At 59.4% G+C, this 19,423-nt stretch carries 23 protein-coding genes; 1 reads left to right on the top strand and 22 read right to left on the bottom strand.

The genetic code is table 11. The features are described from left to right. From MHX52_RS09495 to MHX52_RS09420, 16 genes are all read right to left on the bottom strand, one after another. Entirely contained in the window at positions 1–621 is a 621-nt protein-coding gene (locus MHX52_RS09495; RefSeq protein WP_239317952.1) for a hypothetical protein, read from the bottom strand. Beyond that, complete coding sequence (locus tag MHX52_RS09490) at positions 621–974, bottom strand: hypothetical protein (RefSeq protein ID WP_239317950.1); 354 nt, start codon at positions 972–974, stop codon at positions 621–623. Before MHX52_RS09490 ends, MHX52_RS09495 begins: the two co-directional genes overlap by 1 nt. Before the next feature lie 282 nt (positions 975–1,256). After that, positions 1,257–1,997 (bottom strand): hypothetical protein, encoded by a 741-nt coding sequence (locus MHX52_RS09485; RefSeq protein ID WP_239317949.1) that lies wholly within the window; start codon positions 1,995–1,997, stop codon positions 1,257–1,259. A 484-nt stretch (positions 1,998–2,481) separates the two neighbouring features. Then, positions 2,482–2,787 carry a hypothetical protein gene (locus MHX52_RS09480; RefSeq protein WP_239317947.1) on the bottom strand — a complete coding sequence of 102 codons (306 nt, stop codon included), beginning with the start codon at positions 2,785–2,787 and terminating at the stop codon, positions 2,482–2,484. Continuing rightward, on the bottom strand, positions 2,777–3,046 hold the full coding sequence (locus MHX52_RS09475) for a hypothetical protein (RefSeq protein WP_005293470.1): 270 nt from the start codon (positions 3,044–3,046) through the stop codon (positions 2,777–2,779). The genes MHX52_RS09480 and MHX52_RS09475 overlap by 11 nt, the downstream gene beginning before the upstream one ends. 95 nt (positions 3,047–3,141) lie before the next feature. Continuing rightward, positions 3,142–3,567, bottom strand: a complete 426-nt coding sequence (locus MHX52_RS09470) for a Gp19/Gp15/Gp42 family protein (protein WP_239317944.1) — start codon at positions 3,565–3,567, stop codon at positions 3,142–3,144. 20 nt (positions 3,568–3,587) lie between these two features. Further along, positions 3,588–3,917: a hypothetical protein gene (locus tag MHX52_RS09465; RefSeq protein ID WP_239317941.1), complete on the bottom strand. Its 330-nt coding sequence runs from the start codon at positions 3,915–3,917 to the stop codon at positions 3,588–3,590. Next, positions 3,917–4,864 (bottom strand): hypothetical protein, encoded by a 948-nt coding sequence (locus MHX52_RS09460; RefSeq protein ID WP_239317939.1) that lies wholly within the window; start codon positions 4,862–4,864, stop codon positions 3,917–3,919. Before MHX52_RS09460 ends, MHX52_RS09465 begins: the two co-directional genes overlap by 1 nt. A gap of 30 nt (positions 4,865–4,894) precedes the next feature. Beyond that, positions 4,895–5,311: a capsid cement protein gene (locus MHX52_RS09455; protein ID WP_239317937.1), complete on the bottom strand. Its 417-nt coding sequence runs from the start codon at positions 5,309–5,311 to the stop codon at positions 4,895–4,897. 12 nt (positions 5,312–5,323) lie between these two features. Beyond that, complete coding sequence (locus tag MHX52_RS09450) at positions 5,324–6,751, bottom strand: head maturation protease, ClpP-related (protein WP_239317935.1); 1,428 nt, start codon at positions 6,749–6,751, stop codon at positions 5,324–5,326. After that, on the bottom strand, positions 6,748–8,274 hold the full coding sequence (locus MHX52_RS09445) for a hypothetical protein (RefSeq protein ID WP_239317933.1): 1,527 nt from the start codon (positions 8,272–8,274) through the stop codon (positions 6,748–6,750). The genes MHX52_RS09450 and MHX52_RS09445 overlap by 4 nt, the downstream gene beginning before the upstream one ends. Before the next feature lie 12 nt (positions 8,275–8,286). Further along, on the bottom strand, positions 8,287–9,840 hold the full coding sequence (locus MHX52_RS09440) for a hypothetical protein (protein ID WP_239317931.1): 1,554 nt from the start codon (positions 9,838–9,840) through the stop codon (positions 8,287–8,289). A 25-nt stretch (positions 9,841–9,865) separates the two neighbouring features. Further along, complete coding sequence (locus MHX52_RS09435) at positions 9,866–10,189, bottom strand: P27 family phage terminase small subunit (RefSeq protein ID WP_239317930.1); 324 nt, start codon at positions 10,187–10,189, stop codon at positions 9,866–9,868. 603 nt (positions 10,190–10,792) lie between these two features. Next, positions 10,793–11,341 carry a hypothetical protein gene (locus MHX52_RS09430; protein WP_239317928.1) on the bottom strand — a complete coding sequence of 183 codons (549 nt, stop codon included), beginning with the start codon at positions 11,339–11,341 and terminating at the stop codon, positions 10,793–10,795. Continuing rightward, positions 11,338–11,991 carry a site-specific DNA-methyltransferase gene (locus MHX52_RS09425; protein ID WP_239317926.1) on the bottom strand — a complete coding sequence of 218 codons (654 nt, stop codon included), beginning with the start codon at positions 11,989–11,991 and terminating at the stop codon, positions 11,338–11,340. Before MHX52_RS09425 ends, MHX52_RS09430 begins: the two co-directional genes overlap by 4 nt. 41 nt (positions 11,992–12,032) lie before the next feature. Then, entirely contained in the window at positions 12,033–13,385 is a 1,353-nt protein-coding gene (locus MHX52_RS09420; RefSeq protein ID WP_239317925.1) for a DEAD/DEAH box helicase, read from the bottom strand. Between MHX52_RS09420 and MHX52_RS09415 the strand changes: the two genes are divergently transcribed. After that, positions 13,384–13,620: a hypothetical protein gene (locus MHX52_RS09415; RefSeq protein ID WP_239317922.1), complete on the top strand. Its 237-nt coding sequence runs from the start codon at positions 13,384–13,386 to the stop codon at positions 13,618–13,620. The genes MHX52_RS09420 and MHX52_RS09415 overlap by 2 nt on opposite strands. A 301-nt stretch (positions 13,621–13,921) precedes the next feature. On the opposite strand, the gene MHX52_RS09410 is transcribed toward MHX52_RS09415, so the two are convergent. The 6 genes from MHX52_RS09410 to MHX52_RS09385 form a co-directional block, all read right to left on the bottom strand. Next, positions 13,922–16,426 carry a virulence-associated E family protein gene (locus tag MHX52_RS09410; protein ID WP_239317920.1) on the bottom strand — a complete coding sequence of 835 codons (2,505 nt, stop codon included), beginning with the start codon at positions 16,424–16,426 and terminating at the stop codon, positions 13,922–13,924. Between the two features lie 102 nt (positions 16,427–16,528). Then, positions 16,529–17,110: a DUF2815 family protein gene (locus MHX52_RS09405; protein WP_239317917.1), complete on the bottom strand. Its 582-nt coding sequence runs from the start codon at positions 17,108–17,110 to the stop codon at positions 16,529–16,531. A gap of 106 nt (positions 17,111–17,216) precedes the next feature. Beyond that, positions 17,217–18,626, bottom strand: coding sequence for a DUF2800 domain-containing protein (locus tag MHX52_RS09400; protein ID WP_239317914.1), 1,410 nt, complete (start codon positions 18,624–18,626; stop codon positions 17,217–17,219). Positions 18,627–18,628: 2 nt separating this feature from the next. Continuing rightward, the gene (locus MHX52_RS09395) at positions 18,629–18,994 is read right to left on the bottom strand and encodes a hypothetical protein (protein ID WP_239317911.1); all 366 of its coding nucleotides are present in this window, start codon (positions 18,992–18,994) and stop codon (positions 18,629–18,631) included. Between the two features lie 17 nt (positions 18,995–19,011). Further along, complete coding sequence (locus tag MHX52_RS09390) at positions 19,012–19,167, bottom strand: hypothetical protein (RefSeq protein ID WP_239317907.1); 156 nt, start codon at positions 19,165–19,167, stop codon at positions 19,012–19,014. Positions 19,168–19,183: 16 nt separating this feature from the next. Next, positions 19,184–19,423 (bottom strand): hypothetical protein (locus MHX52_RS09385; protein ID WP_239317905.1); only part of this gene is annotated, 240 nt, incomplete at its 5' end.

Here is a 19,423-nt window from a genome sequence, read left to right as displayed (position 1 = left end):
TTATTCCATTTGCTGACTACGAGCCTTAATGCGCGCCCACTTCTCCACCAGCTCACGCTGCTTCTCCGCCTCACGCGCGATCTCCTCAGGCGACCATAGGAACGGGTGCGGCTCCCCATCACCACGCGCAGACACATACTGCGCTACCACGACCGCGGCCTTATCCGCCGGCGTAATATCCAGCCGCCTAGCCCCCAGCCGCGACTCCGGACGATCCAAGAAATCCTCCACAAGAACCGCCACACGACGAGACGACAACTCCCCAGCAGGGTCCAGCCACTCGCGCACATCCAACCCAACCCGCAGTAGATCAACCTCGAGATCCTCCACATGCTCCAAAGCATGTACGAGGATCCCTAGTCGACGCATCGACAAACCAACAGCCCCCAAATAGGCCTCAAACAGCTCATCAATACGCTGACTAAACGGGTCAGCAAGAGCTACCCGCATCTGCGAATCCTGGTCAAAGATACGACGAATAAGCCCTGGGCTATCCAGAACCTTGGCTAGGTTCTCTGCACCCATCCATATGGGGTCGAATCGGGCGCGCAGCTCCTCGCCCCGGAACTGAAAAACTACCCACGCATCGGGCGAGTCAGCGAGGATCGCCCGTAACGCCACTAGCTATCCTCGGAGAAATCCTGGCTACGGCGCACGACATCTGGCAGAACATTCTCAATATCTGCCAGGGTCGCGCCCGCCCAATCGAGAAATCGGCGAGTGCGAGTAGTGAGAGTAGCCATAACAATCGCTGGCCCATTCCCCTCAGCCAGCAGCAGGCCGTAAGATGCCGGGAGCTTCCGCTTATCAACGATCACTTCAATGTCCACTTCCGCACCGTTGCCCAGCTCCACACCATATTCGGTGTAAATGCCGTCAGCGAACACCGGATCCTTCTTCTCACCACTGCCGTCGACAACGTCAACTTCTGCGTTAGTGGTCTTTGCAACGCTCGTGGTCTTCTTAGTGGCCATAATGGTTCTCCTGGTTATTGGTTCGTGGTTCGAAAAAAGAGAGGGCGGAGCATGACCCGAACCAATAAAGTCATGCTCGCCCAGCGCGGGCAGGGGGAATCGAACCCCCAACCTCAGCAACCATTACCCGCACCCTCGGGGACGTCACCCCCGAGGCGTGTTTACCGACGTACCAAACTGTCTAGACGCCTGTTGCCGGAGGCTCTGCCTCCGGCTGCGTATCGACACCTGGAGTGTTCCCCCCGCCAGAGACCGGATTGTCACCGTTCTCCTCCGGCGGGGTTACTGTTCCCCCGCTGCGGAATCATCCTTGATCTCGTGCAGGGTCACACCGTCATCGTCAGTGTCCTTCACCGGCACGTAGCCGGTCAGACCAGACGCGGAACCATCCGGAACGAATGCCTTACCTGCCTCAACCTGCTTCTGCAGATCAGCGATGGTCTTAAAGACCTTCGGCTTAACCTCACGCACGGAACCATCCTCTCCCACCTTGTAGAAACGCTGCTCAAACATCAGCTCGTCATCGCCGTTTTCGTAGTCGATGGCGAGGGAGCGCGGCTGCGGATCAGTACCATAGGTGCGCTCCTGCACGGACAGCAGGGCAGGCTCACGGGAGACCTTGATCTCCACAACACCGGACTGGTACTTGTACACGCGGGCGACCATGGCCTTCGCAACCTGACTGGTGTGCGCCAGGTACAGCACACCGTCCTTCTCCGTAGTATCCGGCCACTCAATGTGGCGCAGAACAGCAGTGCCAGGGATCAGGTCGACCGTGCCGGTAACAGCACCAGCAGTAAAGCTGGTTGCGGACTGGCCACCAGTGAGGTTGGTCTTGTTGCTGGTCACCTCACGGGTCTCGCCATGAGTGGAGTCGGTAGGCTCCACACCAGCGGAGTGCCACGGGCCAACGAAAGTGCCAGTGGCAATATCAACATGGGCTGCATCCTCGTCAAAGCAAAAGAGGACCTCGCGGTCCTCAAGCACCTTCACGTTCAGCCCTACTGCGCGGTTCTGAGACATAGGTTTTTCCCCTCTCGAAAAGGAATAGAAATGATTAAAGCCGCCAGTGGCTTTACTGACGGCTGGAAAACTCGATTGTTAGAGGTTTGCGAAAAGTCTGCCGATTCCGACCGACACACTCATAGTGGAGACAAACCCCGTGGGCTGGAAGCTAGGTCCCACCCCAAAAAACGACGACTGACGGCGACTAACCCCCAGGCCAATCCCCGTAATGCCCTGGGTGAGTGCTGTGTACAGATTCCGCCCCAGGGCACGTACCTGCTGTTGATCAGGACCGTACACGCTTACCCGAACTAGGTCACGGGTATGCGCTGCTCCATCTGCTTGCCGAGTATCTTCCGCCACGACAACGGCAATGCCGTCTTTGTGGCAGTTATACCCATCAGGCAATTGGTATTGGTGCAACATGTCCTGATCCGCGTCGGGGAACAGGCGGGAAACATGGCGGAAGGTTACGACCACTGGGTCAGGTGTGAAGCTGGCGCTAGGAGACATCCTGCACCGCCCTCGTCACAAACCCCGTCTGCGCCTGCTTCATCACAGCGCCGGGGTGCCGTACGGTCACCACCGCTAGGGGGCGACCATCAGCCTGTGACTCCACAGGGGTCACCAGAATCGTATGCTCTGGGGCTTTCTCCAACCGTGCACGCTGGTTATCGCTAATCTTATTGACCTTCGGCCAGCGCATCTCCATGTAGTCACGCAGCTTCTCTGCACGATCATTTACGGCTTTACGCACATGAGGCTGCTGCGCCATCTGCTTAAAGATGGCGTCCATGTTAAGCGACATCGCCACTCACCTCCCCACGCTCCACAATGAAAACGACCTTCGGCTGGTGCCAGGACACTGCAGGGCGACGGCCTACGCTGTAATCAAATGACATACGCTGCTGCACCGTGAAATCCTCACCACGTACCTCAACGACGTCACCATCGGCAACGCGAGTTCCTGCCGGGGCGATGATCTGCAGGCGTTCCATGTCGCCATGTACAAAGTCGTTCCCCTTGATGACCTGGTCGCCAGCGGGAGACACAATGCAATGCTCCACGAGTATCCCTGGCGCGTACTGTGGCCGGCCTCGCCGATCCCGCCCTACCAGCGCACCTCTGATAGTGATTGGTTCCCCAGCTTGGTCTGGACGTATCACGGCGACCACCTCTCCGGCCAACGACGAGGACGAGGGAACCGCCCCCGCGCGCCACGCTGCCACAAACCCAGCAACTTCAGCAGCTCATCGGTGAGCTTCACCCCACCCCACGAGACTGATTCAACATCGGAGAACGTCACCGAATCCGACTGCGGTCCCGTGGTGGATGACACCGATCGCATGCCGGCGTTGCTGCCAACCATCGTGGCCGCGGACACCATCTCTAGCACCACGCGCCGGGCTGCCGACTCCAACCACGGGACTGTCTCGAGTTCCGCGTGGAAGTCTCGCCCGGCGCGCAGGAACGCTACCTCGATCAACTCCACCGCGTCATCGATCAACACCCCAAGGCGTTCCATCTCATCTTCGGTCAGTTCACGAGGTAGGCGGTCGGCCACATACTCGGCGTCAATCTCAAGCATGCTGTACCTCCCTCTTCCTTCTAGCGGGTAGCTGCGATGATGTCCTTCTTAGACAGCCCCTTGGTGACGATGCCTTGCATCTCTGCGTACTTGCGCCACTCGTCGATCGACGCGGCGCGCGCCGGGCGCGGCATGTCGCCAACTGGCTTAGCGCCCGTCGTTGGCTTCTCCGCCGGAACTACCGTCGGCTTCGGCTCCGGCTTGGATGCCGGCTTCCCTTCCGACGGATCAGCCACTGCACCACAGGACTCAAGCCACTGCGCCGTCGCCTCATCCACCTCGACAACAGTCCCTGGTGGATACACAATGTCCTCCGGGCTCCAAAACTTTGCCAGTGTGACCTTTGCCATTAGGCAATCCCGGTCAGCTTCACAACGGCCTTCGGGTTATCAACCGCAATGGCGCGCTTGCGCACCAGGTCGGAGCGCCACGACATGGTGGGGCCACCCAGGTCAGACTGGCCACCCTCGGAGTACAGAGGCGTAGCGGTCAGCGGCATAGTGTCAGACTTAAAGCCAACGCCCTGTGCCTCGAAAATGTATGCCGTGCCCGGCTCAATCAGGCGCGAGGTAGCCACACGCAGCGTGCCAAACAGCTCAGTATCACGCAGACCACCGAAGATGGAATCACCATTCTGATCCAGGAAGATCGGGTTATCCAGCGCAGCGTTGCCGATGTAGTACTTCTGCATCTTCTCATTGCGGACCAGCTTCGTGTAGGAAGCCGGGTGCAGCAGGATCGTGTTCGGCTCGTAGTCGAACTGGCGGTCAACATTGTCATCCTCGTGCGCGGACTGGACAAGCTCAATCGCGTCGAATGCGTCCTTGGCCGGGTCACCACCAGTCCACGGCGCGGACGCCTGCAGCTCCGGAACCTTCGCCGACTCAAAAACACCGAAAACAGCGTTAATGCCGTGACGGATGACGGTCTTCTCAAGCGCCTGGATGTGACGGTTTACCTGGTCAACCTTGTTCTCGTTCTTCATCTCGTACGAGATACGGATAGCCTCACCGGTCTTGATGCCGTACGCGGCCTTCAGCGCGCCCAGCTCCGGAGCGGACACCGGGATCTCGCCGAACTCGGCGATCTCCTCAGCATCATCAGCCAGGTACAGGCCAGCGGCCTCACGGAACGCGACAACGCCCTTGTTGTCTTCTGCCTGGCGGAAGAACAGGTCTTCCAGGAACTGGCCCTGCAGGCCATCAATGACACGCTGCGGGATGAAGGTCGGGTCCTCCATCATCTCGGATACGGTCAGCTTCGGCCCGTCGTAGGCGCTAGTAATAAGCTCACTCATTCTGAATTCTCCTTCTCAAATGTTGTTGGGTTAGCCCGCTGCTGCCGGAGCAACAACCGGCGTGACAAGGGTGGTCTTGACGGTCTTGCCAGCACCAGAGCGGGCAGCAACACCAACGAGCAGGGAACCGGACGCGGACACCTTGCCGTCAGCGGCGGCGTACACCGGCGCACCCTGCTTAATCGCAGCAGCGTCACCATCAACCTCTAGCGGAACAGTGGCCGGGCCAATGTGGACAGCGACGATGCCCGGCGCGCCGAGCGCGAGCGTGTTCGACGGCTGCTCATCCTTCGGCGCGGTCGCATTCTCGGTGACAGCACCAAACACAGGCCCCTTAGCGTCGGCGTGCTTCACACCGTTTTCGCCTACCTGGACGAGGCGGAACTTGGTTACATCTGCTTCGGCCTTGTAGCTGATGGGGCCGGAGCGGAAAGTGGGATTCGGCATTACTTCTTCTCCTTAGTGAAAGTTCTTACGGGAAAGAAAGCCGACCTTGTCGGCCTTCGCGGACAGGTTCTTCACGGCATCCGGCTCGACGTCCTTGCCGTAGCCGATCTCCGCGCGCGGGATGGTGCCAGCCGGGTTGGAACCGTAGATGTCGCGGGCGGCCTCCGGGTCGCGCTTCATCGCGGCAATCGCCTTCGTACGGCGGGCAGCGGAGATACGGCCTTCCTTAATCCATCCGTCGACCTCAGCAATGAGGCTTGCTTCCTTCTGCTGCTCCATGGCCTTCCAACCGTGCTGTGCAGCGGCCTTGAGCTCGGCGTAGGTCTCCGAGTCCAGCGTGATCGTGTCCCCACCCGAAACAGGCGCGGCAGGTTCCGGGGCAGTCTCCTGTGTGGTTTCTTCCTCAGTGTTAGCCGCGGACTTCACCGTTACAGGAACGGTCAGCTCCACCGGGTCACCCTCGCCGCCGTTGACGGCCACGGTGAATTCCACAGTGGTGTCAGGATCAACGCCTGCTGGGGCGGTCACTGTGAGGATTCCGGTGTCCTCGGTGACCTCACCGGTCCAGCCGTCCGGTGTGGCGGTAAGTGAGAAGGTGACGCCGGCGGGCACGTCCTCGTTCGGTGCGGCCTGTGCTTCACCGGTGGGGACGACGGTGGTGTCCTCCGGGTAGGTCAAGTCAATCGTGGCGGTCACGGTGACCTCTTCATTAAAAAAGCCGGAGAGTGCGTTCTGCACGTCCTCCGGCGTCTTGCCCAGCTCCTTGGCGAGCTGATTCAAGATATTCATCTTGTCTCCAATCTGCCCATCACTGGGCGTAGTAGAAATGTCCCCCGATACCGACCGGGAGACAGGCGGCGGCGGAGCCGCAGCCCGGTTAGCGAACTTGAAACGCCGCTTCGCCAACGACGCCGACGGCTCCGGCGCGGACGACTTCTCAGCCACAATTCCATCCGCCAACCCAGCGGCCACAGCCTCCTCGGCGGTGTACCAGGTCTCTGCGCTCATCGCGTCCAACCAGTCCTGCACCTCACCACCGGCCTTACCGGCGTAGATAGCGGCCAGCTTGTTGTCCTGGCGCTCAAGGTCTCCCAATGTCTTGCGAACATCATCCGCATTACCCTCAGCCAAAGTCCACGCACGATGCAGCATCATCTCCGATGACTTCCGCATGAGAACACGGTCAGCACCACCAACCGCAATAAACGACGCGGCAGACGCGGCCAGCGATTCCACAATCACCGTGACCTCACCATCGTGGTTCTTCAGGGCCGTCATGATATCCACGCCTTCGTAGACATCACCGCCACCAGATGAGATACGTACAGTGACATCACCGGAGATTTCGGAGAGTTGAGCCATCACCGACTTCGCAGTAATCGCATTCTCAGGCTCCCAAAAATCCGGCCCAATCGGCCCATACATCAAAATCTCGTTCATGCTCCACCTTTCAATCGCGCCACCTTGGCTAAGAGCTCAGCGTTCAAATCAAGTGCTGCGTTGTACCGCTTTTCAAGTTCAAATCGACGTTCAATGTCAGCGAGGGCGGCCACCAATGGTTCCCCGGTGCCGGAACCTCCCGTCACTGGCTCGCGGTACGCGTCGAACGACTCCGCCGCATCAGGCGCGGGCTTCGACTCTTCAACAGAGGCAACATCAGTAGGAACTTCATCCTGGGGACTCAGCGTGACGCCCATTTCTTCCTCAAGGCGTTGACGCTGCTTCTTAGACTCCAGCGCGTCGGTTAACTTCTGCTTCGGTGGCAGTGTGTACCGGCGGCGCAGGTCTTCCTCAAGGTCCTTGTCGCCAAAGATCAGACCAGCGTTCTTCAAGTTCGCAAGATCAGCAGCACTGATCTCCTTCTTCGAAGCAATCGGGTCAAACGAGATACGCGGAACCAGGCCGGTGTGCTCAGGGAACGCCACACGCACGAGGTCCTCCACCACGTGCTGGGTAGCAATATCCGCCAACCACTCGGCGGTGGTCTGCAGTGATTGAATGAACAGGTCGGATTGGGTCTCCGCCAGCGCGTACGAGCCACCCTTGCCCTCGAGGTTCAGGAAGTGCGCCAACACCGACTTCGCAATCATGCTGTCGTGGTAATTAATCGCCTCACGCGGACTCACCAACTGCCCGGACGTACCCAACAGCTGCAACTTCGCCCCAGCCGGGATAGCAGCCCCCGAATGCTCGCCAGCGCGGAAACCCTCAACGATGACCTCGCCATCCTCAAGGTCTTTATCCGGATCCATCGCCATATCGGAACCCGTGTACACGGGCACACCCATGCCGTTACGGTCGAGCGTGTTCAGCTCAAGACGCAACAGCGAGTCGCGTAGTTTCCAGTGCTTGTACGCCGGGCGCAGCACCGACTTCCCGGTCCACTGTGAGCCCTCATCGTCGAAGACGTAAGCCACGAGACGGTCCACCGGGATAGTGCGCGCCCCCTCGACACGCGAACTGGACGGCAACGCTGTCTGACGAATCGACGCCAGCCCACCATCATCATCCACGTTGATCTGGTCAATCGTGCCCGGCCACCGCGGCGCAAGCTTCACCAAACGCTCACGCCCATCCAACCCCGGCTCATACACCTGCTCAAAGAACATATGGCCGAACTGCAGCGCCTTTAGCGCCTGCTCAAGGTGCTTCTCCCACGACACACGACCCGTGCGCGGCGCGAACGGCTTATTCGGGTCCTCACCCTTCGCCCGAAGGCGCAAGTCCTCGCACACTGCAGCCACGATCTCATCCGGCGCGCCGTTTGGCTCCACGAACCAGGTTGCGCGACGGATCGGCAGGGTCACCGCACGAAGCACAGATGTTACCTGCGCGTCCTCGCGCCCCATCTTCGCAAAGACCTTCGCAGAATGAGGGAACCGCAGTTCCCAATTATCATCCGCAAGCGCATAGTTACGGGTAGCCCGCGCATGGCCAACCTCACGCACATTCAAACCAGCCATGCTGGCCACCTCCTAGAAACTCATCTCAGACACACGACGCTGCTTCTTCACCGCCCGTGCCGAGCTCACATAATGACGCTTACGCTTAACCTCAACCTCGCCATCCCCCACCCCGAACTCCTGCAACCCCCATACGGCCAACGTTGCGGCCACCAGGACAGTCACATCCCCGGAGTATCGGTCAAGGCTGCGATACCGGCCATTCTTCGACCGCTCCTGCGCCACCCCCAACGCATCAAGCCACCGCTGCGCCCCGTCATGCACGATCCGCTTCTCCGCCCACAAACGCAGAAACAGCTCATAAGCCTTCGACACCTGCCCACCGCTCAACAGCTCCGGCTCCACCCCCACACCCCGCAGCGGCTCCACCATCGTGGAACACTGCCCTGATGGATCAAGCACCACAGCAACAGGATCGTTCAACTCCACAGTGCTGCCGACCTTCTCAACGACGACACTGCGATCGAACTCCTCATAGGGAGCCAGCGACAAAAACAACCGATCCCCCCACTGGGCAGCAGACACCACACCGACCGCCTCACCATCCGGGGTGACATCCACAGCCACACATGAATCCCCCAACGACGCCGGCATCAACTCCGACGCGCCAGACCAATCAGACAGATCAACAATCGGAACAAAGTCACTAACCTCGTCACCGTCACGTGGCACCCACTCCCCCTGCCCCAACGTCTCCACAAGAAACGGATCCAACAAGGCCTCTGAAGTACGAGCCGACGCGGCCTCCGAACGAACCTCATCCAACTGCACACCAGGGCGCGGCTCATTCACCAACGACGGATTAGCCTTCACCCACGTTGCCTCATCAAACGGATCATCATCCGGCTCCCGGCACCATTCCTTGAACAGCATGCCGTCAGCACCATCAGAAGCAGCCCACCGCTTCGCCGAGAAGATCGCACCATGGAAATGCTCCCGCGTGTTCACCGGAGACGAGATAAATACCTTCTGCGCATTAGGCCGCGCCTTCGTCGTGTTATTCATCGCCGCATAAACCTCATTCGGCAGGTCAAAACACTCATCAAAGATCAGCCAGTCGAACGACAGGCCACGACCAGTCTTCTTCGTGCGCGTGCGGTAGTAGATCTTCGCCTTATTTGGAAACTTGATCGCATCTTTGCCGTTGCCCATCACAGGCCGAGGCGACACACCGGGGTACTCATCCTCCCACCACTCCATGAGCGCCGGGTTTGCTTCGATGACATCCCAAAGACGGTCGCGGGCATCCATAGCAGTATCCAAGAAGTGTGCCGAATGCATGATGCGCTCCGCATCACACAGGTAGATGGCTACAAGCTCAAGCGCGACAAGAACCTCGCCCTTGCCGTTCTGACGAGCCAAAGACACAACGACCTCACGAGACGCCCACATACCCTCATCGGTCTGCAGCAAAGTGTCCCGCAGCAGCTCTTCCTGCCAGGGGTACAGATTAAGGCCGGCCCAACGGACGAACTCGCACGCCTTGCTGGCAAACTCAGCGTCACCAGCAGGGACATGTTGGTGCGTTGGCGTCTGGCACCCAATCAACCACTCCGGCTTACCCACCAGGCACCTCCGATCACCAAAATGACTACTTCACGAGCTTGAAACCACCGAACTTATCCACGTTGGCACCCGAAACATGGCCGCCATCCGCAGGACGCGCACCAAACAGATCCGGGCGCTCCTTCACCCAGCCGCGGATCTCAGCCGACGCCATACGCTCAACCTTCACCGCCGGATGCTCGACCGGCTCCCCCGACACCCTGTCCACAACAGCCCCCTCGGCGGCGATAACCTCCCGTGCCTCCTGCACTCTTTCGATCAGCTGAGCGACAATCGTCACTGCGCGGGAATCAAACTCCGAAAGCTCACGGTCGCCTGCTAACGCCTTAACCAATCCAGAATGACTCAAAACCTACCTCCATCCCTAAAAGCTCGCGAGAACCACGAAACAAGCCGAAAAACGTCATGACCAGTGGAGAGAGAGACGCCTTGCCTGCAGGCCGAGCGGGAGGGAGTCAACGAGCCACCCGCCTAAGAATCCAGGCCGGGGGCTTAACCACTGTTCACGCCCAGGCGAAACCATTCCCCGCGGGCTGCTCTTCCGCTTTTTTCTTCGGCTTATCCCAGGCTCCGCCGCTGCGGTTGCAGTATCGGTGTAGCAGTCTGGTCGCTCTGGTCGCCTGTTTGTTTCTAGCGTATTTCAGCGCGCTTCCTGGCCCGTGGTCTGCTTCTAGTGCTGCGTGGTCGAAGTTGCGTTCGGCGTCTTTGTACATTGGTTGGCCGCATTCGGGGCATGGGGTGCCGTCTTTGTGTTGGGCGAGTAGTCGTCGGCGTTGCCTTTGGTGTGGTGTTCCGTATCCGCGTTGCGTGGTTGTTTTCCGTGTTTTCGGAGGCATAGGGTTTGGTGCACCTCCGGTTTTGCGCATGAGAAAACCCTACAACCTCGGGTGGTGAGGTCATAGGGTTACAGGCTTTACGCACGTAAGTGTACCACGGATATGGACATCTGGTGTTAGGTGTCGGTGATTTCTTTTGTGCGGTATTTGGTTTTGCCGTTTTCGATGTAGGCGGTGACGTGGTGGCGTTTGCACCATTTGCGTATTGCGTCTGGGGTTTTGCCTAGTGCTCGGCCTATCTCGTCGGCTGTGGCGTAGTCCGGCAGCTTCACCGTGTGTGGGGCTTGTGGGTGGATGTGGTGGCGGAGTTCTGCCTCGAGGTCTTGGAGTTCTGTTTCAAGGTCTTCGTACCACGTGAGGTCTTGGAGCTGTGTGCGGTGCCTGTGGAGCCAGGCTGCCCAGTAGTCGCCGACTTGTGTGTTGTGGGGGATGAGGATGTGTAGGTCTTCTGAGACGTTGGTGCAGAGTTCTCTAAGCCGGGTTTGGGTGTCGAGTAGGTAGTCGAGTTGTGTGTCGTTGGTGGGGCTTGATGGTCCTGTGGTGGTGTGGCGTACGCCGGTTTGGCTGGTGCGGGCTGCGTGGTAGCGGTTTTCCCAGATTTCTGTTTGGAGGTGGTGGAGGTGGTTGGCGAGGTGGCGGAGTGTAGTGGGGAGGTCGGTGGTCATGTGGTGTTGCCTTTTTCTTGGTCTTGTTGGAGTAGGTCGGCTGCGAGTTCTGTGTAGTCAGGGTCGATCTCGAATCCGATGGCGGTGCGTCCGAGGTTTCTTGCTGCGCGTAGTGTGGCTCCGGATCCGGCGAATGGGTCGATGATTGTCCATTCTGGTTGGCAGTGTTGGATTAGCCATTCCATAAGCTCCACTGGTTTTGGTGTTGGATGTTTGGGACGTTGTCTACTTCCGGCTGGGTAGGCGTTGATTTGGGTGTGGTTTGGTTGGCGTTTGTGGGGTGTGTAGAAGCCTGTGCCGAGGATGTAGATTTCTTCCCATGCGCTGCCCCATGGGAGGTCGAGTGCTCCCATGCCGGGGCCGGTGTTGGTTTTGATCCAGGCGATGGTGTTGCGGCAGGTGGGTTTGGGGACTCGCCATGTTCCGAAGATCATGGCTGGTTTGTTGGTTCCCCAGGTTGTGATGAGTTGGTCGCGTAGGTGTGTGGTTTTGTCTCCGGCGATTGGTTTTTGTTTGTTGCCGTGTCCTCGGTAGTTCATTCCGTATGGAGGGTCGGTGATGAGGACGTCGGCGTTGTGGAGGTGGTGGAGGTGGTTGCGGTAGTCGTCGTTAACCAGGGTCACATTATCGAATGTGTGTTCTATTGCCATAGGGGGATGATAACTCCCCCCACCCCAACAACGAAGCCACATCACCCCACCAGCGCTGCAGACACCGCCCTAATCAATGCCTGCTGGGTCGTATCTTTCTTTTCGAGTGCTTTCACGATGTGTTCATCGATGGTCCCCTCTGTGATGATCCGGACGATGGTGACGGGGTGTGTTTGCCCTTGGCGGTTCAGTCGCCCGTTGGTCTGCTCGTATAGCTCGAGTGACCAGATCGGCGTATGCCACACGAGGATGTGCCCACCTGATTGGAGGTTCAGCCCGTGCCCCGCACTGGCGGGGTGAATAAAGCCGATGGGGATGTTCCCCTGTTTCCATTCCGCCATGTCTTTGTCTGTGTCTAGCAGCCTCCCCTCTGGGTATTTGGTTTGCAGGCGTTCGAGATCGTGTTTGAACCAGAACGGGATGAGGATTGTCTGCCCTTGGGCTTCCTCGATGATCTCGTCGATGGCTTCAAGCTTCGAGTCATGGATGTGTGTCCAGTTGTGTTCGTCGTCGGCGTAGATCGCCCCGGACGCGAGCTGTTGTAGTTTCCCGGCGAGTACGCCGGCGCTTCCCGCATCGATGACCTCTACCCCGATGTCTGCGACCATCTCGTCACGCATACTGTCGTAGATCGCCCGCGCCTTAGCGTCGAGGGTGACACGCCGGTCAATAGTGGTGGCTGCTGGCATGTCAAGATGGTCGACAGCTTTCATGGACAGGGTGATGTCGCTGATCGCGGCATGGATCGCAGTGTCTGCGCCTTTTTTGAGTTTCCAGTCATACACGATGTGGCCGTTGCGCCTACCCGGCGTGAAGTACTTGTCGCGGTAGGCGGTGATGGTGGGGGCTAGTCGGGTGCCGCCGTCGAGTAGTCGGAAGGGGGCCCAGATGTCCAGCAGGCTGTTGGGGGCTGGGGTGCCGGTGAGTCCGTAGATCCGGCGGATGTGCTGACGGTTCTTTTTCAGCACTTTGAACCGCTTGGCGGTGTGGGATTTGAAGCTGGATAGCTCGTCGATGACAACGGTGTCGAACGGCCAGTGGCCGTTGAGTTGATCATGGAGCCATGGGAGGTTCTCGCGATTGATCACCCAAATGTCAGCGTCAGCGTGGAGGGCATGTCGACGCTGGGCGGGTGCGCCGACCATGACAGCCATGGTGAGGCCGGCGAGGTGATCCCATTTGTCGAGTTCTTCTGGCCAGGTGTCGCGGGCGACGCGTAGTGGAGCGATGATGAGGGGCTTCGACACGGTGAAATCCTCGGTCATCATCTTCTGTAAAGCGGTGAGGGTGATGATGGTTTTTCCAAGTCCCATATCAAGAAACAGGGCTGCTTCTGGATGATCCCGTATGAACTGGATGGCGTACTGCTGGTAGTCATGAGGCTTGTATTTCATGGATGAGATCCTGGATGTCGTAGGGGTTGTCGAGGGCGCGCACCATGACCCCCAGGGCTTGGAGTTGTTGGTGGCGTCGTCGTTGGAGTGGTCGGGGTTTTTGTCCGGGGGCTTTGATTTCGACGAAGGCGATGCGTCCGCCGGGGAGGATGACGCACCGGTCTGGCATGCCTGCGGTGCCTGGGGAGGTGAATTTGTAGCACTGACCGCCGGCTTTGCGAACCATCTGCACTAGCTTTTGTTCGATCTTTTGTTCTAATGCCATTTTCTGCTTTCTGGGCGTTTTTGGAACAAAGTTGACCCCGTTTCTATTTAGGTGGCTGATTTAGACGTTTTAGTGTGTATTTGCCCCCTAATCCCCTACTTCTACTTAGTTAGTTAATATTTTGTTCCGTTTGTTCCGGTGGTAGATTTTTGGGGGCTTACCTGCGCTAACGCGCGGAACAATGTACTGGAACAAAGTGGGGTTTTGTTCCTTTTGTTCCGGGGTGGAACGAAGTTTTTCCAACTTTGTTCCACTTTGTTCCACCCTCAAATCAGAATGGAACATCTGCTCTAACACGCTGGTAGATGCGCTGCTTTCCGTAGATCGGTATGCGCCTCTGCTTCCCGGTGTCTTGCCACTCTTCGAGCTGCTGCATGATCGCGGTGATCTCGTGCGAGTCGACCTTGCGCATGCTGTCAGGGTCGCGTCCGAAGCACTCTGACCAGATCTCGATCTTCGACACGTGAGAGCGTGGCTCCAGTTCGTCCCACGCCACGTTCGGCGCGTCCCATTGCTCCGAGACCCTGCCGGTCGCCAGGTATAGCCTGCGCGCATCGAGCGGCACCTGATCCCAATTTCTCGGAATGGGAGTGTCCAGGTATTCGGCGACAATACCGGTGCGGTCGTCGGCCTCAACGGCTTCCGCCTGGGCCTCGGCTGCTGCCTCGGCAACGTCTCCGGTGAGGTAGAGCTTCTCCCCTGCCTGCTCGTAGTGCTTGGCTTCTGCCCAGATCTGCTGCAGATCTTCATCTGTCAGTGAGGTCACTGGGGTGATGCCCTCACCTGTCACGTTGACTGTCCACCAGCGCCGGTTGCCAGTCGGATCGCGGAGAAATCCTTCGGTCGCATTGGTAGAGCCGACGATGATGCCCTGCCGTGGGTGCGACTCGACCGTGCGACCGTAGGCAGCGCGATACTTGTCATCCGTCCTACTGACGAACCCCTTGACAGTCTCCGCGTCCATCTTGCGCATACCGGCGAGCTCGGCTATCTCGGTGATGAGATTACCGAGCAGCTTTTCCGCGCCGGTTTTGTCGCGCATGTCGGTGATGGTGAGCGCGTCGGAGAACCATTGTCCGCCAAGCTTGGCGAAGATCGTCGACTTGCCGACGCCCTGTGGCCCCACGAGCGTCAACACATGGTCGAACTTCGTGCCTGGGCGGAAGGTGCGACGCACCGCAGCCACGAGCGTCTTGCGCGTCACGGCGTGGACGTAGTCGGTGTCGTCGGCACCCAATGTGTCGACGAGTAGCCTGTCGACCCGCGGTGTGCCGTCCCATGGCGGCAGAGTGTTGAAGAAGTCGCGAACGGGGTGGAAAGCACGGCTGGTGGCAGCTGCTTGGAGCCCGTCAGTCATCTTCGCCGGGCCGTACAGCCCGTGGTAGGTGCGGTTGATGTAGGCGCGGAGCTGGGCGTCGTCGTTTTCTGTCCAGCCGGGCTTGAGCTGTCGCCATGGCAGTGCGCCGGGGTCTTGCACTTCGATCCTTTCTGCGTGTTCGTTGTAGCTGATGTGGTTGAGGTGGGGATCGTGGGTGAAGATGAGGATCCAGTTGTGGAGGGTGTCGGCGAAGTTGCCGTCTTTTTTTGTGTCGAGTTCGGCGAGCCAGTCATGGGTGACGGGGTCTTCTTCCTTGGTCTCTTGCGCAGGGGCACTGTCATTGCTGCTTTTTGGTGCGGTGGGTGCCATGAGGTTGAACACCTCCCCCAGGGCTTTCATCTGCGTCCGGGCGTTTTCGAGCTTCGTGGGCTGATCATGGTCGATCATGTCGGTCATCGCCGCATAGGAGGGGCGTTTGTTGACCGGGGTGGCCTCGCCCGCTTCCTCGTCGAGGTGTCCGAACCTGTGGATACGGACGAGGTCGAACGCATTGACCATCTGCCCCGACGCTGGGTCGGTCGCATGCTGCGAGTAAGCGTGCAGCCCGCCGTCGTAGACAACGAGACCGTTGGCTGAGGTGCCGTGCACGTAGGTGTAGCGGTTTTTCGTCGTGCCCTTCTTATACTCACCGGATAAGAATGTGCTGATGGCGGTGTGGATGTCGTAAGTGCGGTTGAAGGCCCCGAGGAGGCCGGGCTTCTCGCGTGGGTCTTGGACCTTCCCGCCGGTCTTTTGCTGGTGGATGATCTCGGCGGGGTCGACGCCAGGCCAGGTGGTCGCATCCGTCCAGTCCGTGTAGCGGTTGAGCCATTCGTCGGGGTCGAGGTCTGGCTTGCCGGCGGAGACTTCTGATCGGTAGTCGCCGTCAAGCGTCTTGGACGGGTGGTACATCAGGCGTTCGGGCTGAAAGGTGGTGGGGTCGAACCAGTCGAGGCCGGGGTTGAGGTCTTGAGCGAGTCTGCGGGCGATCGCGGTGTATTCGTCGGGGGTGACGTCGCGGGTCAGCCAGACCCACACCCTCCACCGTTGCTGCTGGGCGGTGTGGCTCATGGTGGTGTGGGCGAGCCATGCGACGGGCAGCCGCTCTTGCAGTGTGGTGGGGAGGTCAATACCGGCGGGGAGGTTGTCGATGTCGAGGGTGATCAGGCTGCGGGCGAGGACGTGGCCTTTTCGCCTCCTGCCTCCCTTGAGGTGTCCACCGACGAATCCTCCGACGTCTTTGACCTTGTCTTTCTCCGTCTTCGTCAGCTTTTCGTATTCGTCGTGGGTGATGTTGACGGTTTTTGGGTCGTAGGCTGCTGCGGTGAGGTCTTGGAGGGTGGTGTGGGTGTTGGTCCAGATGGTGGACAGTTTGCTTGGTGCGGTGCTGATCATGAGTTCGCGGTTGCGGTTGACCATAGTAAATCTGTCCTTCTTGTTGAGTTGTGCGTGTTTTGTTGTGCCCGACTCCGCCGTGACGCGGGTGTCCACCTTCGTGGAGGTCGGGCTATGTGTGCGGGGTTAGAACCCCAGGCCGGTGTCGGTCGGGGTTTGTCCGCCGACGACTCCGAAGACGTCTTCGGCCTTTGGTGGTTCACCGCCGAGGCGGTCGCCGTCCTTGACCTTCTGCACGCCGATCAGGGAAGCGCCGATGCCCTTGTTGCCGGAGTTGGAGTAGGCATAGAACTCGACGGCCATGTTGACGTAGCAGCCGGAGTACACGTCGTCTGGGTCGATGATGGGCTGGCGCTGGGCGTTGACGACCATGGGCTGCCTTTTGTTCTTGGCTGCGATGAACCAGTGGCCGGCGAACTCTTCGCCGCGTGGTTCGCCGGAGTCGTTGGGCTGGTCGCCGTCGCGCAGTGGCGGGTACTTGGTGTGGGCGGGGTCGATGGCCTGTGTGAAGGTGCGTCGGGTGACGCCTTCGTCGACGGCTGCCTTGATGGCTGCGTTGATGGCGTTGATCGCGTCGGTGTTGGTCTTCTCAACGAGGAGGGTGGCAGAGTACTTGGGCTCCGCATCTTCGTTGAGGGCGTGTGGTTCGTTGAGGTGTGCGTAGGAGAGGCGTCCGTAGACGGTGACGGTGCGGGGGCTGAGTGCCATGATGATGGTGTCCTTTCTGGGACTGCTGAACTACCCGGCTTTCCGGATAGTTGTTTTTAGTGGTTTGGTGGCTGGTAAATCATCCCGACCAGCAGCACACCGGGGATTATTTGACGGGCTGGAAGACTGTGTCAGCGGTGGCCACGGACAGCTCCGGGCGCTTGTCCGACACTGGCACCAGCGTGGGCTTGCCCTCCGGCTTCTCGATGAAGCCGCCAAGGAGGGAGTCGAACTGTTTCTTTCCGAGCATCTTGGTCATCTCGGTCAGGCCGAGCAGCTTCCGCTGGTAGGGGTCGTGGCCTGCGTCCTGGACGGCTTGGGCGACCGCGTCGGTGTCTGTGTACCGGCGGACGGAACGACCCTCAACGAGCTTCAACCCGTCGTATTTCTTGCCTTGGTTGGCTTGGTCGAGGGCGTGCTTTTCGACCTTGCCGAGCCACTTTTTGAGCTCGCCGGAGTGGGCGACGATCGTGGCGATCTGCTCATCGGTGAGGGTGTCCGGGTCTGGCGCTTCTGGTGCACCCGCGGGGTTGGTGGGGATGATGTCGAAGTACTGCTTCTGCAGCGCGGGGCATTGTGCCGAGTGCTTGCAGAAGGTGCACCAGTCGCCGGGGGTGAGTTCACCTTGGCCTGCTGCTGCGAGCTGCGCGGCAGGTTCGACCACTTCACGAGCCCAGGTAGTGAGCTCGTCGACGTCGATCTCTTCCACGCTGACGTTGTTCAGGCGCGGCTGGAAGATGACCATGCGCACGCATCTAATGTCGTAGATCATGCCGTAACGCGCCAGGGCGCCGAGCGCGTAGAGGCGCATCTGCGGGTTGTTCTCCGCGCTGACCTGCACTCCCTTGCCATACTTGAGGTCGACGATGGTCATGGTGTCGTCGCCGACGATGACTGCGTCTCCTGTGCCGAAGCCGTCGGGGACGATGTGGGAGAAGTCGAGGCGCTCCTCGATGGAGAGGAACGCGGCAGGGCTTCCTTCCTTGGTGCGGGCGAGTTCGGCCATGACGTGGTCGGCGTAGGTGTCGGTGTGGTCCTCCATTTCCTCGTCGTGCCAGTCGGAGATTGGGCGCGTCGATGGCTCACCCAAGAGCTGGTGAAGCTTGTGTTCTGCGAGCTCGTGGGCTGCGGTGCCCTGGTCCGCTGCGTCACTGGACGTGTCTTCGTAGCGGGTTTCGATTAGCGCGGAGGGGGTGCAGTGGATCCAGCGGTTGGCGCCGGAGGCGGACAGGAGCGCGTGGTCACGCTGGGCGTGCCCACCTTCGCCTTTTGCTGCTGGTTCGGACTGCTCCACCACCTGCCCCAGTGATTCGATCTTGTTCGGAGACAAGCGCGTAAGGTTCGGCTTGTGTGATTGGTTGAGGCTGACGGACTTTTTGTTGATCCCGAAGATCTTGTACACGTCGCCGGTGGTGTCTTGCACGTGCGTCGGTGGCGTCTCCGTCATGGTGTTGAGGGCTTGGAGGTTGTCCGGCCAGCCCTCCGGAGGCCTTGTGATGGTTGGCTGGTAGGTCATGGTTAGTTCCCTTCGAGTTCTTCCTGGTGGGTGGTGATGATCTCCCACGCCAGGGCGAGTTTGTCGTCTGGGAGGTGGGTGATGTTGGTGATGCCGAAGCCTGCGAAGAGCTCGTTCTGGATCCAGTCGGTGCCCTCTGCTTTGGCGATGGTGCGGAGTGCTGTTTGGATTTCGGGCATGGTGGGTGTGGGCGCGGGGTCTGGGGTGTCTTCCGCATGTGGTGCTGGTTCCGGTGCTGCCTGTGGTTCCGGTGCTGCCTGTGGTTGTGTGTTTGGGGTTTCGTTCTTGATGGTGTCGTGGGCGTTGACGAGACCGGTGATGGCGATTTCTAGGAGTTTGACGGTGAGGTCTTTGGTCATCCAGGTCATGGCAGAGGGGGTCCTTTCTATTGGAGGGCGTCGTTGCCCTTGGTGGTGATGCTGTAGACGTTGTCGTGGGGGTCGGCGATGATGTAGCCGTCTCTGGCTAGTTCTTCGAGGGTGGTTTTGGGGACGTGTTTCCCTTGGGTGAAGCGTGTGAGTGGGTCGGTTGGGTAGTCCAAATTGGGTTCCTTTCTGTTACTTGTCGCTGGCTTCCGCTTCGAGTGGGTGCGTGTCTCCGTATTCGTCCACGATCTGAAGATCGCAGTGTGGGTGCTGGATCAGAAATGTGCGGAGTGTGTGGGTGAATTGGCTGCCGTAGTCGGATTCGTAGCCGAGGTAGCCGTTTTGATAAGCGTGGTAGAGGTCTACGCGCCGGTTGATCTCCTCGCGGATGCGGGGTAGATCGCGGAGGTGCTGGCCTACCTCGTGGGCACT

Origin of the sequence: Corynebacterium sp. ACRQJ (genome assembly GCF_022346045.1) — a bacterium.
Classification (GTDB): Bacteria; Actinomycetota; Actinomycetes; order Mycobacteriales; family Mycobacteriaceae; genus Corynebacterium; species Corynebacterium evansiae.
Note: the sequence above shows the minus strand (reverse complement) of the source record. Positions and strands in the feature narration are given on the sequence as shown.

Excerpts from the sequence above, each read along its gene's own strand:
- MHX52_RS09490 (WP_239317950.1), bottom strand. The coding sequence starts at position 974 with ATGGCCACTAAGAAGACCACGAGCGTTGCAAAGACCACTAACGCAGAA.
- MHX52_RS09485 (WP_239317949.1), bottom strand. The coding sequence starts at position 1,997 with ATGTCTCAGAACCGCGCAGTAGGGCTGAACGTGAAGGTGCTTGAGGAC.
- MHX52_RS09480 (WP_239317947.1), bottom strand. The coding sequence starts at position 2,787 with ATGTCGCTTAACATGGACGCCATCTTTAAGCAGATGGCGCAGCAGCCT.
- MHX52_RS09470 (WP_239317944.1), bottom strand. The coding sequence starts at position 3,567 with ATGCTTGAGATTGACGCCGAGTATGTGGCCGACCGCCTACCTCGTGAA.
- MHX52_RS09465 (WP_239317941.1), bottom strand. The coding sequence starts at position 3,917 with ATGGCAAAGGTCACACTGGCAAAGTTTTGGAGCCCGGAGGACATTGTG.
- MHX52_RS09460 (WP_239317939.1), bottom strand. The coding sequence starts at position 4,864 with ATGAGTGAGCTTATTACTAGCGCCTACGACGGGCCGAAGCTGACCGTA.
- MHX52_RS09455 (WP_239317937.1), bottom strand. The coding sequence starts at position 5,311 with ATGCCGAATCCCACTTTCCGCTCCGGCCCCATCAGCTACAAGGCCGAA.
- MHX52_RS09450 (WP_239317935.1), bottom strand. The coding sequence starts at position 6,751 with ATGAACGAGATTTTGATGTATGGGCCGATTGGGCCGGATTTTTGGGAG.
- MHX52_RS09445 (WP_239317933.1), bottom strand. The coding sequence starts at position 8,274 with ATGGCTGGTTTGAATGTGCGTGAGGTTGGCCATGCGCGGGCTACCCGT.
- MHX52_RS09430 (WP_239317928.1), bottom strand. The coding sequence starts at position 11,341 with ATGACCACCGACCTCCCCACTACACTCCGCCACCTCGCCAACCACCTC.
- MHX52_RS09425 (WP_239317926.1), bottom strand. The coding sequence starts at position 11,991 with ATGGCAATAGAACACACATTCGATAATGTGACCCTGGTTAACGACGAC.
- MHX52_RS09415 (WP_239317922.1), top strand. The coding sequence starts at position 13,384 with ATGGATGAGATCCTGGATGTCGTAGGGGTTGTCGAGGGCGCGCACCAT.
- MHX52_RS09420 (WP_239317925.1), bottom strand. The coding sequence starts at position 13,385 with ATGAAATACAAGCCTCATGACTACCAGCAGTACGCCATCCAGTTCATA.
- MHX52_RS09410 (WP_239317920.1), bottom strand. The coding sequence starts at position 16,426 with ATGGTCAACCGCAACCGCGAACTCATGATCAGCACCGCACCAAGCAAA.
- MHX52_RS09405 (WP_239317917.1), bottom strand. The coding sequence starts at position 17,110 with ATGGCACTCAGCCCCCGCACCGTCACCGTCTACGGACGCCTCTCCTAC.
- MHX52_RS09400 (WP_239317914.1), bottom strand. The coding sequence starts at position 18,626 with ATGACCTACCAGCCAACCATCACAAGGCCTCCGGAGGGCTGGCCGGAC.
- MHX52_RS09395 (WP_239317911.1), bottom strand. The coding sequence starts at position 18,994 with ATGACCTGGATGACCAAAGACCTCACCGTCAAACTCCTAGAAATCGCC.